16 protein-coding genes are annotated in these 14,980 nt (G+C 67.8%); 7 read left to right on the top strand and 9 right to left on the bottom strand.

Features of this window, described 5'->3' with window-relative positions:
• The first annotated feature begins 45 nt into the window (after positions 1–45).
• From F3087_RS26640 to F3087_RS26630, 3 genes are all read left to right on the top strand, one after another.
• A complete protein-coding gene (locus F3087_RS26640; RefSeq protein WP_150404747.1) occupies positions 46–1,392 on the top strand; it encodes a M14 family zinc carboxypeptidase in 1,347 nt (448 codons plus the stop codon).
• Positions 1,393–1,486: 94 nt separating this feature from the next.
• Positions 1,487–2,128: a class I SAM-dependent methyltransferase gene (locus tag F3087_RS26635; protein ID WP_150404746.1), complete on the top strand. Its 642-nt coding sequence runs from the start codon at positions 1,487–1,489 to the stop codon at positions 2,126–2,128.
• A gap of 36 nt (positions 2,129–2,164) precedes the next feature.
• Positions 2,165–2,947: a class I SAM-dependent methyltransferase gene (locus F3087_RS26630; RefSeq protein WP_150404745.1), complete on the top strand. Its 783-nt coding sequence runs from the start codon at positions 2,165–2,167 to the stop codon at positions 2,945–2,947.
• Here the strand turns inward: F3087_RS26630 and F3087_RS26625 are convergent.
• Both F3087_RS26625 and F3087_RS26620 read right to left on the bottom strand, forming a co-directional pair.
• Positions 2,941–3,783: a hypothetical protein gene (locus F3087_RS26625; RefSeq protein ID WP_150404744.1), complete on the bottom strand. Its 843-nt coding sequence runs from the start codon at positions 3,781–3,783 to the stop codon at positions 2,941–2,943. The genes F3087_RS26630 and F3087_RS26625 overlap by 7 nt on opposite strands.
• Positions 3,780–4,439 carry a hypothetical protein gene (locus tag F3087_RS26620; RefSeq protein ID WP_150404743.1) on the bottom strand — a complete coding sequence of 220 codons (660 nt, stop codon included), beginning with the start codon at positions 4,437–4,439 and terminating at the stop codon, positions 3,780–3,782. The genes F3087_RS26625 and F3087_RS26620 overlap by 4 nt, the downstream gene beginning before the upstream one ends.
• A gap of 279 nt (positions 4,440–4,718) precedes the next feature.
• On the opposite strand from F3087_RS26620, the gene F3087_RS47170 reads away from it, so the two are divergent.
• From F3087_RS47170 to F3087_RS26610, 3 genes are all read left to right on the top strand, one after another.
• Positions 4,719–4,844 carry a hypothetical protein gene (locus F3087_RS47170; protein ID WP_263407237.1) on the top strand — a complete coding sequence of 42 codons (126 nt, stop codon included), beginning with the start codon at positions 4,719–4,721 and terminating at the stop codon, positions 4,842–4,844.
• A 57-nt stretch (positions 4,845–4,901) separates the two neighbouring features.
• Positions 4,902–5,099 carry a hypothetical protein gene (locus tag F3087_RS26615; RefSeq protein WP_150404742.1) on the top strand — a complete coding sequence of 66 codons (198 nt, stop codon included), beginning with the start codon at positions 4,902–4,904 and terminating at the stop codon, positions 5,097–5,099.
• 82 nt (positions 5,100–5,181) lie between these two features.
• Positions 5,182–5,628: a nuclear transport factor 2 family protein gene (locus F3087_RS26610; RefSeq protein ID WP_150404741.1), complete on the top strand. Its 447-nt coding sequence runs from the start codon at positions 5,182–5,184 to the stop codon at positions 5,626–5,628.
• A 22-nt stretch (positions 5,629–5,650) separates the two neighbouring features.
• On the opposite strand, the gene F3087_RS26605 is transcribed toward F3087_RS26610, so the two are convergent.
• The 5 genes from F3087_RS26605 to F3087_RS26585 form a co-directional block, all read right to left on the bottom strand.
• The gene (locus F3087_RS26605; protein WP_150404740.1) at positions 5,651–6,526 is read right to left on the bottom strand and encodes a lysophospholipid acyltransferase family protein; all 876 of its coding nucleotides are present in this window, start codon (positions 6,524–6,526) and stop codon (positions 5,651–5,653) included.
• A gap of 25 nt (positions 6,527–6,551) precedes the next feature.
• A complete protein-coding gene (locus F3087_RS26600) occupies positions 6,552–7,298 on the bottom strand; it encodes a prolipoprotein diacylglyceryl transferase (RefSeq protein WP_150404739.1) in 747 nt (248 codons plus the stop codon).
• The gene (locus F3087_RS26595) at positions 7,295–7,882 is read right to left on the bottom strand and encodes a hypothetical protein (protein WP_223885353.1); all 588 of its coding nucleotides are present in this window, start codon (positions 7,880–7,882) and stop codon (positions 7,295–7,297) included. The genes F3087_RS26600 and F3087_RS26595 overlap by 4 nt, the downstream gene beginning before the upstream one ends.
• Before the next feature lie 225 nt (positions 7,883–8,107).
• A complete protein-coding gene (locus F3087_RS26590; RefSeq protein WP_150404738.1) occupies positions 8,108–8,296 on the bottom strand; it encodes a ferredoxin in 189 nt (62 codons plus the stop codon).
• On the bottom strand, positions 8,293–9,762 hold the full coding sequence (locus F3087_RS26585; protein ID WP_150404737.1) for a cytochrome P450: 1,470 nt from the start codon (positions 9,760–9,762) through the stop codon (positions 8,293–8,295). Before F3087_RS26585 ends, F3087_RS26590 begins: the two co-directional genes overlap by 4 nt.
• 102 nt (positions 9,763–9,864) lie before the next feature.
• Between F3087_RS26585 and F3087_RS26580 the strand changes: the two genes are divergently transcribed.
• A complete protein-coding gene (locus F3087_RS26580; protein WP_150404736.1) occupies positions 9,865–10,527 on the top strand; it encodes a TetR/AcrR family transcriptional regulator in 663 nt (220 codons plus the stop codon).
• A 3-nt stretch (positions 10,528–10,530) separates the two neighbouring features.
• Here the strand turns inward: F3087_RS26580 and F3087_RS26575 are convergent, their stop codons facing one another.
• A complete protein-coding gene (locus F3087_RS26575) occupies positions 10,531–13,629 on the bottom strand; it encodes a lantibiotic dehydratase (protein WP_150404735.1) in 3,099 nt (1,032 codons plus the stop codon).
• Between the two features lie 15 nt (positions 13,630–13,644).
• On the bottom strand, positions 13,645–14,949 hold the full coding sequence (locus F3087_RS26570; RefSeq protein ID WP_191094144.1) for a lanthionine synthetase C family protein: 1,305 nt from the start codon (positions 14,947–14,949) through the stop codon (positions 13,645–13,647).
• Between the last annotated feature and the right edge of the window lie 31 nt (positions 14,950–14,980).

Genomic DNA, 14,980 nt, shown 5'->3' with positions numbered 1-14,980 from the left:
CCCATCGCGCCCACTATTGATGAGGGCGCGGAGGATGAGGTTTCGGTGGTGGATCATGTGCGGGAGATCGTCGGTGCGGTCGAACTGATCGACGCGTTTCCGACGGTGGACGAATTGAGCGACTACGTCGACGAATTGGTCGCGACGGTGCCGGATCGGGTGGCGGTCACCGAGATCGGCAGGTCACGCGGGGGTGATCCGATTCGCGAGGTGCGGGTCGGGTCCGGGGCGAGGCAGGTGGTCGTCATCGGGAACCCGCATCCGAACGAACCGATCGGCATGGCGACGATCCGGCATCTGCTGGGCAGGCTGACGGCGGACGACGCGCAAACCCTGGGCGCCACTTGGCATTTCGTGCTGTGCCTGGATCCCGACGGAACCCGGCTCAACGAAGGCTGGTTCGCCGAGGCACGCACCAGAACCGGTGTCGCGCGCGGCTTCTACCGCCCGCCCGCCGCCGAGCAGCCGGAGTGGTGCTTCCCGACCAACTGGCGCGGTCACGCGGTCGGCACCCCGCTGCCGGAAACCCTCGCCCTGATGCGCCTGATCGATCGAACCCGTCCCGCGCTGATCGTGTCGCTGCACAACGCCGATTTCGGCGGCGGATTCTTCTACACCACCGGCGGCGACCGCGACTACTGGACCGGGCTCACCGACCAGCTCACCGCGACCGGCGTGCCGATCTACGAAGGCGCGGCCGATGTACCCGGCGCAAGAACCTGGGCCCCAGGAGTTTTCGAGCTCCCGTCGTTCCAGCGGATCGCCGAGACCCTCACGGCCGAGGGCGTCGAGCCGCTGGCGATGATGTACGGCGCCGGCATCCGCGACTACGCCGCGGCCCACGCGACCGCCCTGCTGGTCTGCGAATTGCCGCTGTGGGTCGACGCGCGGGTCACCGACGAAGCCCCGAGCGGACGCTCGATGGCAAGCGCGTTGTGCTCTACCGCAACCGCTTACGAGGAGATCGCGGACATCGTGCAGAACGCCCTCGACCGACTATCCGGCCGTTTGACCGGCCGCAGTCCCTTCGAACGAGCGTTGAAAGACACTGTGCGCGCCCTGCGCGGCAACGCCACCGCCAAACGTTCCGCCACCGACTCCCGCCCGGCGACCGTCGGCGAGATCTTCATCGAAGAATACGTCTGGGTCGGCGTAGCCCGGCTCCGCGCCGGCGGCATGCTCCTGCGCCTGCTGGACGAGGAATCCCGGCACCACCCGTCCCCCGAGGTCACCGCCGAACGCACCCACGTCGCCGCGATATTCGAAAAGTGGTGCACCGATATCGAAACCAACGCCCCCGGCCGCCCCGTCCCGGTCCCCCACCTGGTCACCATCCAATCCGCGGCCATCGTCACCGCCGTGACCCGGCTCCGGGACAACCTCCCGCTGTGACGGATTCCGGTATCTGATCGATATTGATGACGGAATCCGCGAGAAACAAATCTCTGGCTCGTGACGACGCATCTGCCGAGGCCAAGCTCGAAGAATGATTCTCGACTTCGATGACCTGTATACGACCTCCACCGTGCCCTGGGATCTCGGTGAGCCCCAGCCGGCCGTTGTCGCGTTCGAACGCGCGGGACGGCTGTCCGGTGCGGTGCTCGATGTGGGCTGTGGTCTCGGCGACAACGCGGTCTACCTCGCACGAAAGGGGTATCGGGTGACCGCGATCGATGCCGCCGCGCCTGCCGTCGAGCAGGCACGGCGGCGAGCGGCGGGAGTGAACGTCGAATTCTGCGTCGCCGACGCCACCGACCTCACCGGCTTCGCCGAGCGGTTCGACACCGTGCTGGACAGCGCGCTCTACCACTGCCTGACCGACGCGGACCGCGCGCGGTATGTCCGGGCTCTACACCGCGCTACGAAACCTGGCGCACGGCTGAACATGCTGTGTTTCTCCGACCAGACGATCAACGGCGTTCCTTCCCCACTTCCTGTGCCGGAAAGCAACATTCGAGACACACTGACCGCCGGCGGCTGGGCGATCACCGACCTGACCTCAGGCGAACTGCTCGCGCTCACCGAACCTTCCCGTGAGTTCGTCGAGCAGCACCCGAATGCCGCACCCGACGACAACGGACGGATCGCGATGCCGATCTGGATCGTCCAGGCGAACCGAGTCTCGTGAAATCATGAGTCCACATCAGTAGCGGACGGAGGCGGCGTGGTCGGAGACGAGCGGGTGTCGGCGGCATACGCGGCGAACGCCGAGTTCTGGATCGGAATCGTGCGAGACCGGGTCGACCCGTATCAAACACAGCTGACCGATCCGGCGCTGCTGGCGGCGATCGGCGACTGCGCGGGGCTGGAGATTCTCGACGCCGGTTGCGGCGAGGGATATCTGGCACGCGAGCTCGTCCGACGCGGCGCGCGCCATGTGTACGGCGTGGACACCTCCGCCGAATTCATCAGGGCGGCAAGTGATCACCCGGATGCATCACCCGCGACGTCGACGTTCCACCACGCCGACGTCGCGGCGCTCCCGCTCCCTGACGCCAGGGTCGATCTCGTCGTGGCCAACCGCCTGCCGAACGGAATCGACGCCCCGGGCAATCGCTTTCACGAATTCGCCCGGGTACTCCGGCCGTCCGGCCGCGTGATCCTGCTCGGCATGCATCCGTGCTTCTATGCCGCACGCAGCGAACGAGCCGACGGCACAAAAGATTTCGCCATCGATTCCTACTTCGGCATCCGCACGGTCGAACAGAAGTTCAACGTCGCGGGCCGAACCTCACCGGCCGCCTCGGTCCAGCAGTTCTTCTCGCTGGAAACCTACATCGGCATGATCACCGCCGCCGGTCTCGTCATCACCGACTTACGCGAGCCCCACCCGACCGACGAGCAGCGCCGGCAAAACCCTTGGTGGAACGACAATTTCACCCGCCCACTGTTCCTGCTCCTGGAATGCGCGCCCCGACCGAGCCGGGGCGCGCACGCGAATCAGTAACCGAACTGGCGCAGAATCGGCCCGCAGACGTGCCATTCGTCGCCGCCGTCGTGCGCCTCGTGCGCGAGGTGCGCGACGTACCACATCACGATGTCGGCCCCATCGGTGTTCTCGCCGTTGACATGCCGCCAGAGCTCGTCGTCGTTCGCGTTGCCGAGCGCGCCGCCGAGATCCTCGGGACCGTGGTAGGCGGTGACGGCGACGTCGAGCCGGGAGAACCAGTCGCTGGCCCCGTCGAACGGCCCCTTGTCGATGAGAAACCCACGCCCGGTGCCCTTTTTGAGCACCGCCCAGCGATTGTCGCCGATGTGGATCGAGGACAGTTCGCTGGTCCGCGGGATCCAGCCGGGCCCGTAACCCCAGTCCTGGCTCGTCAGTGCGTGTTGCAGCGCGAGGTTGTTCGCCGGACCGTCGATGTCCCAGTCGAATCGCCAGTACGTGTGGTGACGATGGTTGGCCGGGTGTTGCAGGCCGGCGCTGTAGAGCTGCGGGAGGATGATGCCGTCGCTGCGGAAGATCCACCGGTTGAGCAGGCGGTAGCGGCCGATCACGTGGTAGCTCTCCACCACGAGGAAGCGGTACTCCGGGTTGGTCCCCTCGTAGACCGCGACGGGCCGCTGCATGTTGCCGCTGCTGAGCGCGTCCTTGTACGGACCGCCGGCCCCGCCGTCGTATTGCACGCGGATCATCGGCAGGCTGGCCCGGTGCAGCACCTTGATGCCCTTGTAGAAGACATCACGGAAGGCGATGGCTTCGCTCTTGCCGTCCAGCACCTCCCAGAAGAACTTCCAGACGGGTGCCTCGGGCGGCCAACTCACTGTTCCTGAGCTACTCATGACCGTCCCTCCCGGATCAAGCCGACCTCGGCGACGTCCTCGGCACTCAGATCCACGATGGCGAATGCCGTGGGCACCCGCCGATCCGCGGGGCCGAAGCGGAGATCGACAAGCCGATGCCCGTACCGCGAGCTGTGAAAATTCACGTCCTCGACGATCAGCCCCGCGCCGGTGCCGACATCGATGCCCTGCTCGGCCAGCCGGCCGTCGCGGCGGACCAGGTCGATGGCACGAGCTTCCTCGGCCGCGGACACGGCGGGCTGGTTCTGCGTCGTGTGCACCTCGACGAGCGATCGCGTGGCCACGTCGACGATGACCTCGACGACGATGTCGTCGTCGTAGTTGTAGACGACGACCACCGGATATTCGGTGTCACGATCCAGGAATCGGGTACCGACGCTGATGATCTCGTACCGTTTGCCGTCGAGCAGGTCGGCGATGCCCGGCAGACCGAGCGCGATCTCGGGCGCAGCCGCGGCGGCTTCGTCGGCCGCGCGCAGGTCCCGTTCCGGCGAATGCACCGGCGTGGTCCGCACCGGCGAGAGCAGTTCGCTCCAGTCGCGCGCGTCGGCGAATTTCGGATCGATGTCGTGGCCGAGATCGGTGATCTCGGTTCGCAGAAATCCCGGAGGCGGCAGGGTGAATCTTTCGGCCATGAGCGAACTCCATGCTCTTGGTAATTACTGCGCGGTGTTCCGCACGCCCCTATGATTCGACGCCGCGTGACCTGGGTCGCGAGTACTTCTGTACTCCACTTACCCGTCCCCACCAACTGGGGACAGCAGGTAGCCGAGCCCAGGACCAGCGCATTCACGTCTCGTTCAGGCGCGCACCCCGGCCGGGCAAGAACGCGGTCGTAGCCTGCCGTCGACCACGATCGACAAGCACGGAAAGGCCCAACGAGTGCACTCGCCACCGCCCCACGCACCGATGGCATGCAGACCTACAAGGGCATCGAGCCCGAGCGGTGGCTACGCGACGTCGACACCGCGCTGTCCACCCGCCTACGCCGATATGACCAGCCGAGTCGCTCGCGGCGGGAAGCTGGCCAAGGCCGCTGACCTGGCGATTGAACAGTCACGGTTTCGTAACGGCCCCGAATGGGTATTGAGAGATGTATGACATCGACGGATCACCGACCCACCCGGATCGCCGGCGTGGAGCCGGGGACCGCGGTACTGGCATTCGCTACGTGCCTTGCCTTTTCGATCGGCATCGCAGCTCTGACGCAGTCTGCTACCACCACGGTCCTCGCGCTCGCCAGCCTCGCCGCCGGACTCGCGCTTGTATTGACCATCCTCCCGCACAAGGCCTGACCCCCTCCCGCCTCCGCCGCCACCGGCAACATCGAGCGCCCGGCTCTTGCTTCCCGGGCCCGAGCCTGGTGGCATAGCAAGCATGCTGTCCCTGCAAGAGATTTCGGACCGCCTGGAGATCCAGGACCTCATGGTCCGGTACTCCCACGCGGTCGACACCCGACAGTGGGAACTGCTGGACGACATCTTCACCGTGGACGCGCACATCGATTACTCCGCGATGGGCGGCGCGGCCGGCGACGTGGCGGCAACGAAGAAATTCCTCGCCGCCATGTTGCCGAACTTTCCCGCGTTCCAGCACTTGATCAGCAACTCGTCGATCACGCTCGACGGCGACACGGCCACCGGCCGGACCATGTGTCACAACCCGATGCTGCTGTCCGGCGGTGACGGCCCGCCGAGCCTGATGCTCTGCGGGCTTTGGTATTTGGACACCTTCGCCCGGGTCGACGGGCAGTGGCGGATCGCGCGCCGGGTCGAGGAGAAGAGCTACATGTTCGTCGCGCAGGCACTCCCCGGCACCAGCTGAATCGACTGCGGCCCCACCGATATCAGCCGACGATGGGCAACCCGCGCTCCTCCGCGAGGCCGCTCAGCGCCTCCTGCATGACGCCGGTGACGTGCTCGTAGGCGGCGTCCAGATCAAGCTCAGGTCCCAGTTCGGCGCGCAGATCGATCGGGTCGAGGAACTCGACGGTGACCTTGCTCGGCAACGGAATGTGCCCGGCGAGATCACCGACATTGAGTCCCCACGGCAGGGCGATCGAGATCGGAAACACCTTGAGCCGCAACATCTTGTCCAGCCGCAACAACCGGGCCAGCCGGTCGCCGCGGGACAGCATCAACGCGGTCTGCTGGGCGCCCATGTTGACCATCGGCACGATCGGCACGTTCTCCTCCCAGGCCAAGCGGAGGAAGCCGGTGCGGCCGGCGAAGTCGATCTCGTCCTCTTTCCAGCTGGGGCGGTGCACTTCCCAGTCGCCGCCGGGATAGACGAGCACCACCGCGCCGTCGCGCAGCGCCTGCCGGGCGCTGTCCGGGTCCGCACCGACCGTGCCGAACCGGCGCAACAGGGTGCCGATGACCGGATAGGCCATCACCATGTCGTGCGCCAGCTGATAGAAGGGGCGGTGCGGACCGAACCGGCGTACGAAGGCCAGCGTGGCCACCAGCACCTCGGGTGAGACGTTGCCCCCGGAATGATTGCCGACCAACAGGACCGGGCCCTGCTCCGGTATCCGCTCCAGCCCCCGGACCTCGGCCCGGAAGTACAGCCGCGCGAACATCCAGCCCGGACCCACCGTGTCGATGATGAACTCGGGATCCCGCTCGGCCGGATCGGCGGCGGGGACCCGCGAATTCACCTGCTCGGCGACCCAGTCGGCGACCCGGTCGATCCGCTCGGTCGGCAATCGAAACACGTTCATGGGCAACGCTTTCCGCTAGGGACGCTTACGACTCGATCGACAGCAGCCGGCGGAAGAAGCCCCGATAGCCGCGCAGCGCCTGGCGGAGGTCCTCGGTGTCGGATTCCTGGAGGCCGGCGCTGCGCTCCTCGAGCACCCGCTTGCGTTCGGCGTAGACGGTGGTCAGCTGGTAGATGATGTCCGAGACGATCTTGTCGGCCTGGGTGACCGCGTCGCGCGGGCTGTCGACGAAGGCGCCCTGCACCTCACGCCACTGGCTGCGGAGCCGGTCGAGGTCGGCCTCGGCGAACAGCGGGGTCTCGACGTCGTCGAGCGAAACATGTTGCTGCTCAGCGCCGTTACTTGCGGGAGTCGCGGGGTCCGCAGTCGGGTACTGATCCGCTTCGGTGTCGACGGCCGTGGTGGTCGCCTGATCTTCCTCGGCGGTCGGCCGCGCGTCGTAGTCGTAGTCGGCGGCGGCCGTCTCCGCGGGCTGCGCCTCGTAATCCGCGGTTGTCGCCGCCCCCGCACCGGCGTTCGCCGACGTCGCGCGATCGGGTTCCGCGTCGTACTCCGTCGTGCTCACGTGCTCGGGTTCGACATCCAGATCGGTCTTGCTTGCCTGCTCGGCCGAAGTGGTGCTCGAATGCTCTTCTGCGAGTCCGGTTTCCGCCTCGCCGGTGGTGCGCGCGGCTTCGTCCTCGTGCCAGGACGACTGCGCCTCCCGTTCACTCAGCGGGGCCTCGTCGGTCGACTTGCCGGAATGCACGGTGCGCTCGTATTCGGTGCTCATGACAGTGCTTTCTTGTCGTGCTCGGAATTCTTGTCGTGGGTCTGCTTGTCGGTGGCGCCATTCAGCAAGTCCTGGAACAGCTCCCGGTAGTGCACGATGGCGGCGCGCCGGTCCTCGGTGGACACCTCGGCGCCGGTCGCCCTGGTCGCGATCTCGTGCGCGGCGCGATAGTGGCCGAGCGGCTCCGCGTGCTCCACGGACAGGTCGGCGACCTGCTGGTCGAAATTCTCGGTGGGATAACCGCGTTGGCCCATCACCGTGGTCAGCAGCCGGTCGGCGGCTTGCAGCGCTTCGGCCGGATCGTCGATGAACCGCTCCTGCACCTCGACCCACTGCGCGGTGTAGAGCTGCTTCTGTTCCGGCGTCAGCGCGCGCAGTTCCAGCTCGGCATGGCGCTTTTCGCGTTCGGCCAGTTCACGTTCGGCCGCCCGGCGGTCGTCGTGTTCCTCGACCGTCCGGTCGTACTCGGGGCCGAACTTACTGCGCAGTCGCTGCCTGCGCACCATCGGCCACACCGCTAACGCGACGACCACCGCCGCGACAACGACCAGAACGATCACAATGATCAACACTCCAGACGACACCTGAACCTCCTTGCCGAGCCTGTCGTATTCGGACAGGTAATGCCTCGCCGCCGAGGTTCCAAACTCCTGATCTCATCCGAATATCACCCCGTGAGATCACCCCGCATGCAGCACTTTCCGCCGCTCGGCGCTGAGGTCCGTCGCACGCGCACCAATTGTTAAGCAGCGCAAGGATTTGCTAGCCATTTCGTACGCGGCTGCACAACTCATGCGCGGCGCCCACTGCTAGGTCAGGCGCAGCGCCTCGACCGGGCAACTGTCGACGGCGAGCTGGATCAGATCGCGGTCGTTGTCGTCGATCGGGTCGGCGATCGGCGCGACGATGCCGTCGTCGGCGACGCGGAAAAGGTTGGGGGCCAGAGCCTCACACATGCCGTGGCCTTCGCAGCGGGTGCGGTCGGCGTTGATCTTCATGACGGCAGTCGCTCCAGGTGGATGGGCAATCCGTCGGCCGGCATCGGGCCGGTGCCCGCGACCAGCGGCACCTCGTAACCCGGCCGCACGGACCAGCTGTACTGCAACAACATCTGGTGCAGAACGGCTTTGACGGTCATGCCGCCGAAGTAGAGGCCGATGCACTTGTGCGCGCCGCCGCCGAACGGCGACCAGGCCAGCCGGTGCGACTTGTCCTCGCGCCGGTCGGCGGCGAACCGCTCCGGGTCGAAGACATCCGGGTCGGACCAGAATTCCTCGGTGCGCATCATCGGGTACGCGCCGACCATGACCAGCGTGCCCTTCGGCACGTAGTGGCCGAGAATGTCGGTGTCCCGGATGGTTTCGCGAATCTGCTGCGCCACCGGCGAATACATGCGCAGCGCCTCTTTGAACGCCAAGTCCAGGCCGGGTAGCCGATCGAGGTCGGCGTAATCGAGGGTCGGCTTGCCGAGCGCGCGGGATTCGGCGCGCAGCCGGTCCTGCCATTCTGGATGACGGGCGAGTTCGTAGGCGAGCATGGACGCGGCGATGGTGCTGGTGTCGTGCGCGGCCATCATCACGAAGATCATGTGCTCGATCACCTCTTGATTCGAAAAGGTATGTCCCTCATCGGTTTCGGCGTGACACAACACGCTGAACAGGTCGGTCCCGTCCCCTGCCCGCTTGGCCGGCAGCTCGCGCCGGAAGTAGTCGCTGAGGATGCGGCGGCCGCGCATACCGCGCGACCACACCCCGCCGGGCACATTGGTGCGGATGAGTGCGGCGCCGCCGTGCACCGCATCCTCGAAAGCTCGTTCCACCACCACGCTTTCCGGGCCGAGCTCGGCCCCGGCGAAGACCTCGGTGGCCTGCGCGAGCATGATCTGCTTGATCGCGTCGAAGAGCGGGAAGTGCGGGCCGGGCCGCCAGCCCGCGATGCCGCGGCTGATCCGCGGGGTGGTCAGGTCCAGGTAGCCGACGAGGCGCGGCCGGGTGAACGCCTGCTGCATGATCCGGCGATGGAACAGATGCTCGTCGAAGTCGCGCAGCAGCAGACCGCCGCGAAAGAACGGGCCGATCAAGAACTCCCAGCCGCGTTCGGCCGAGAAGACCTTGCCCCGATCCATGAGCACGACCTCGATGGCCGCGGGGCTGGTGACGCCGACCATCGGGCGACCGAGGATGCCCATCCAGTTCACCGGGCCGTAGCGCTCGGCACGCTCGCGCGCCAAGCCGATCGGATCGCTCAGCGCGTGCAGGGTGTAACCGATTCCCGGCGCACCGAAGTCGCCGGGGACCGGCCGCAATCCGCTGCCCGTCGGCGGATCCGCCAGCGGGCGCTCCGCCGACGGGTACTGACCGGCGACGCGGGCGCCCAGCGTTTGCGCTCGTTTGGCGACTCGGGCACGTAGGCGACGGACGTCGCCCTGGACATCGGTGACTTTCGGAGGAATCAGAAGACTCATGACGGCCGTCCCTTCGCAACGCTGCGGCCCTTCAGACGATAGAGGAAACATACGTTTCCGTAAACAGTTGTTTCCCAACTTCGGCTCTGCCAGACTGGCCGGGTGACCCGAGCATTCAGCGGCACCTACCGCGGCACCTCGACCGCCGAACGCCGGGAAGATCGGCGCAGACGGCTGCTGGACACCGCCCTGGACATCGTCGGCACCCAGGGCCTGTCCGCGTTGACCGTGCGCGGCCTCTGCGAACAGGCCCGGGTCGGACCCCGCTTCTTCTACGAGGCGTTCCCCGATCTGGACGCGCTCGCCTCCGAACTGCTCCTGGAAATCCAGGAGGCGGCCCTGGGCACCGCGCGCGCGGCCGTCGCGGGCACCGACGGCACCCCGTCGGACAAGATCCGGGCCGGCGTCGCTGCCCTCATCACCGAGCTCACCGACGACCCGCGCCGGGCCAAGGTCGTCTTCGCCCAGGCCTCCGGCAGCGAGCCGCTGATGCGCAGCCGCTTCGACGGCATGCGCCGGGTCGCCGATGTCATCACCGAGCAGACCCGCCTGGTCCTCGACCTGCCCGCCGGTCACGACACCGCGGTCGCCGCGACCTCGCAGCTGATCACCGGCGGCGCCGCGGAACTCGTCCTGGTCTGGCTCGACGGCGGACTGGACGTCGACCGCGACGGCCTCATCGATCTGCTCGCCGAGTTCACCATCGCCATGGTCGGGCGGCTCCCCGACGTCGCGCTGCGCCTATCCGCGGGTGCCGCGAGCTAGGTCCTATCTCCCGATCGGCGCATGCCGCAGGCTCTCGCCCGCGCGCAGCAGCAGGCCGAGCACCTGTTGTTCGGGAGGATGGCCGCAGCCGAGCAGCCGGTTGCAGTGCATGTGTACGAAGCTGCGGGCGAGCTCGAGCCGGGTTCGGCGCAACTCGCCGCGGGCGTCGAGCGCATCGAGCTGGAATGCGGCTTCCTGCAAGCGAATTCGGCGGCGGTCGAGCACTTCCGCGATCGCGTCACCGCCCGGTTGCCCGGCCAGCCAGGCCGGATCGCCGAGCAGCGCCCTGAGCACGTCCTGTTGACTCCGGTACTCCTTGGCGGTGGCCCGCCGGTCGAGCACGCTGTGCCGGTAGAGCGCGTCACGCTCGCGTTCGTCGAGGCCGAGCGTGGTCAGCAGGTCGTGCACCGTGTACACGCCGAGCAGGGTGCGGTCCAGTTCCACCCGCCGCTGATCGATCAGCTCGAGCAGTTCCACCACGGCGACGCTGTCGGCGGCGAACAGCTCCTCGGCCACCGCGATACCGGCCGTGCCGCCGTAGCGCTCGACCTCCTGATCGTAGGTGTCCAGAACGACTCGGCGACAGAATCCTTTGTCCACCAACGCAGCTCCCCACCTGAGTAGCGCGGGCGCCAGCCGGTCGGCCAATCCGTCGGGATCGCCGTGCCAGCGGATCCGCAGGTGCGGGTCCGGATCGGTATAGCGGATGAAGAACCAGCTCTGGGCCGATCCGTCGGCCAAGGTCTGCGCGCAGAACGCGCGGATCTGCTCGGCCAGCAGATCCTCCTCGAACGTGGGCACGTGATAGAGCTTGGCGAACAGCCAGTCGCTGCCGGGCGGATGTACTCGATCGGCAATCGGCGGCACGGATTTGCGGGCGGCCCGTACCGGAGCGGCTGCGGTGTCCCGGGTTTCGTGCGCGTCGAGCACCACCGGGACCACGACTTCGCTGATGTAATGCCCATCGGGGCCGGGCAGCCACGCCTGATCCGGCGCGGGCAGCGCTTCGTGCAGGTAGATCTCCTGGACGCCGCGTCCTTCGGTACGGATCTGTTCGACCTGGGCCGGTGAATCGAGGTCCAGCAGCAGGCGATGATCGGAAAGAGCCAGGTAGACGTATCGCGGCGGCTGCCACCGCGCCCGCCACCGGTCGAAGAACTCGGTGAACGCGGCCGCCGATTTCGCGGTCCGCTCCTCGATGGTAAGCCGCCACCTGGCCGGAGCCAGCACGATCCGGCCCACCTGAACCCTCGGCAGGAACGGGAATCCGGCCACCGGGCCCCAATGGAACGGTGCCGCAACGGGTTTGCCCGCCCGGCTGATCTCGTCCAGAAACCGCAGCGCGGCGGGCGCGACCTCGGCGTTGAGCATGTGCCCGGCACAGGCCACGACCTCCTGATCGACCTGCGGCCAGCGCACCACGAACCGGCCGTCGTGCAGCCCGACAACCAGTTCGGACAGCGGGACCACCCGGTCGGCCGGGACGCCGGGGGTCGTGTCCGACGCCAGCTCCCACTCCCGCACGGCCGGGCGGATCGCGACGTTCGCCAGGCGCCCGGGCAGCGGGTAGTAGCTGACCTCGGCCCACAGTCGGCCGGGCCGGCTGTGGGCCTCCGCCGCGGCCGCGGTGCGCAGCGCGGCCTCGGCCCGCGGTCCGATCAGATCGGCGAAGCGGCCGAGCACCCGGCCCGCCGCCGCGGCGCCCATATTGGGTCCGACCACGACCTGGAAGTCGCCCGCGTCCACCGCAGCCGCGGACTCGGCCACCACGAACAGCGAAATATCCAGGGAAGGCGGCACTTTCGCCAAGTCGATGGGTTGCAGCTCCAGCTTGGCGATGGTCGCCGGGTCGAGCTCGACCACCTGCCGTCGATCCCTGATCGCGTCGAGTGCCAGTTCGGTGAGGGTGCGCAGCCGCAATTGCCGTGCGGCGTCCTCCGGTTCGGTGCGATCCGCGCGACCCGGTGCGCCGAGTCCGATCTCCGGGTCGATCAATTCCAGCAGGCCGACCTCGCGTTCGGCACCGTAACGGTCCATGAACGACGCACGGTACTTGTCCAGGTGGGACAGGCCGGTCGGCCAATTACTGAGTCGCAGTAGAAGTTCGGCGGCGCGAGCGGCCTCGTCGGCGACAGCGTGATTGACCATGCTCCCGGCCAGCGGGGTGGCCATATCCGTCTGGAACGGCCCCTTAGGTGTCGGCGCGGAGTGCACCGACCGCGCCTGGGCAACCAGCTTCGGATACCCGGCCGCGGCCTGGTCGTGGTCGAGCCGATCCCAGGCGTCGAGTTGTTCGAGGAGGTCGCCGAGAGCGGCCGAATCGTCAGCGGCCGCAGGGATTTCGGCGAGGCGTCGGGCGACGTACCCGGCCGGCTCCGCGGCGGTCAGCGGCGGCCGGAGGTCGGTGAGCAGCAGAGTCTGTTCGCACAGCTGGTCCACCAGCCGCGCCGCCTTCGCCGTGCCCACACCGAATTCCGTGCTCAGCTCCTCGACCAGCCGTCCATAGGGCAGCGGAGTCCGCGCGCAGTCGAGCGCCCGCAGCACCGCGGGCGTGGCGCGCAGCGAAATCGACTGGCCTGCTTTGGCATCCTCGCCGATCGCCGCCCGTTCGCTGAGGAACACCCGATCGGCCTGGGTGAAGGTGGAAGGGTTCGCGAATACGCTCAGCTGCGAACGCACTTCGGCGCGTTGCTCCAGTTGCCGGACGAAGTCGAGCAACCAGCCCATATCCGGCCTGGTGCGCACGATCGCCGGAGCGTCTGCGAGCGCGAGATCGGTGTGCTCGCCCCAGTTCGCTAGTCCGACACCCGCGAACAGCCCGAACGGCGTCGGCCTGCTCGACATCCGGATCAGGTAGCGCTGGAGCTTTCTGGACAACCTGCCGCGCGCCCGGGCGTCCCCTTTCGGTTGTTCCAAGGCACGCAGCAGATCACCCCCGCCGACCGCGAGCGCCCGCTGCACCCGCGGGTCGGCGGGCACCAGCGTTCCCGGCGCGGTGTCGATCGGCGCGGCATCGGCCAGCGCCAGATACTGCTCGATCGGCAGCAACGGCGCGCGGACCATCAGCCAGTCCAGCGGGCGGTAGATCTTCGAGGCGGTCATCGTCGGCTCAAATCCTCAGGACAGCAACAATGTTCGGTCCCATGCGGGCGGGATGTCGGTGGCGGCGGCGAGCAGCGCGAGGGCAATTCCGGCGGCGCCGTCGAGCAGGGTGGGATCGTCCGCGGTCGCGCCGTTCTCGGCGAGCGCGACGTAACCGAACGGGCTCTCCGGCCGGAACATGGACAGCACCCGGGTGGTCAGCTCCGCGGCAGCCGCGGCGAACACCGGGTCGCCGGTGTCATGGGCGAACCGCAGGGTGAGCTGCAGCAGCCCGGCCACGCCGTGGCACAGACCGGGTGAGTGGTCACTGCGCCGGGCCTCCGGGGGTCGGCGGTAGACGGCGGTCATCGTGTCCACGGCGAGCGTGCGTAACACGCTGTCCTGCAACGCTGTTCCAGCGAGCCATAGTCCCCTGGCCACCCCAGGGCTGCCGTAGCACCAGGCATTGTGGGTCGGCCCGTAGCTCGGCGGCATCGCGCCGGACGGTTCCGGCAGCGGAACCGCGGTCGGCCAGTTGGGTCCCCACTCGTCGTCGGTTCGATGGGCGATCAACCAATTCGCCACCCGTTCGATCGCGTCCCGCTGCCCCGGCACCGTGATGCCCGCGAGTTCGGCCAGCGCGAGCAAGACCATCGGACCGGGAATCCCATGGGCGAGCCCGCAATTGAACACACCGTCCGGAAACGACCGGGCCAACGGGGTGTCCTGGACCATGGCGGCGGCCGGGGTATGCCAGTTCGGCAGCCCGTCCTGCACGTCGCACAGCGCCACCAGCCCGATCAGTACCGCCCGCAGTGCCGCGTCGGCGTGCTGATCGTCCGTGCGCCGCAGCAGGTATGCGCCGACCCCCGCACCGCCGGAGATGACGTCGAACGATCGGAACGGCAGCCCGGCCGGGTGGGCGGCGAGTTGCTCGCCCATCGAGGTGGAGGCCGCGAACAGCGGACCGTCCAGGCCTTCGAGCAGGCGACGGTACCTGGTGCCGTCTCTGGACAGCGCGTCGGCCGCGAACGCCACCTCGCACAGTCCGCCGAACAGGCCGAGAAATCCGTGCTCGGCCTGCCTGACGGTCTGGACGGCGTCGGCCAGGCAGTCATGCGACAGCTCTGCCCAACCTTGTTCCGGCAGACACTGATCCAGCTGGCCGTACAAGACGGCGCGCCCGGTGCTGCGTGGCGGCTCCGGCAGCTGTCGCGCGATCGATTCGGGATCGCGCAGCCGTCGCCCGACCTCGACCGCGACGGTAATTGCCTGAGCGGCAAGCTCTTCCGGCAGTATCCGCCGCCATCCGCGATCGGCCGGACGGATTCGATCGACCATGGCCGACGCACGATCCCCAATCATCATCGAC

It is taken from the genome of Nocardia colli (genome assembly GCF_008704205.1).
Lineage (GTDB): Bacteria > Actinomycetota > Actinomycetes > Mycobacteriales > Mycobacteriaceae > Nocardia > Nocardia colli.
Note: the sequence above shows the minus strand (reverse complement) of the source record. Positions and strands in the feature narration are given on the sequence as shown.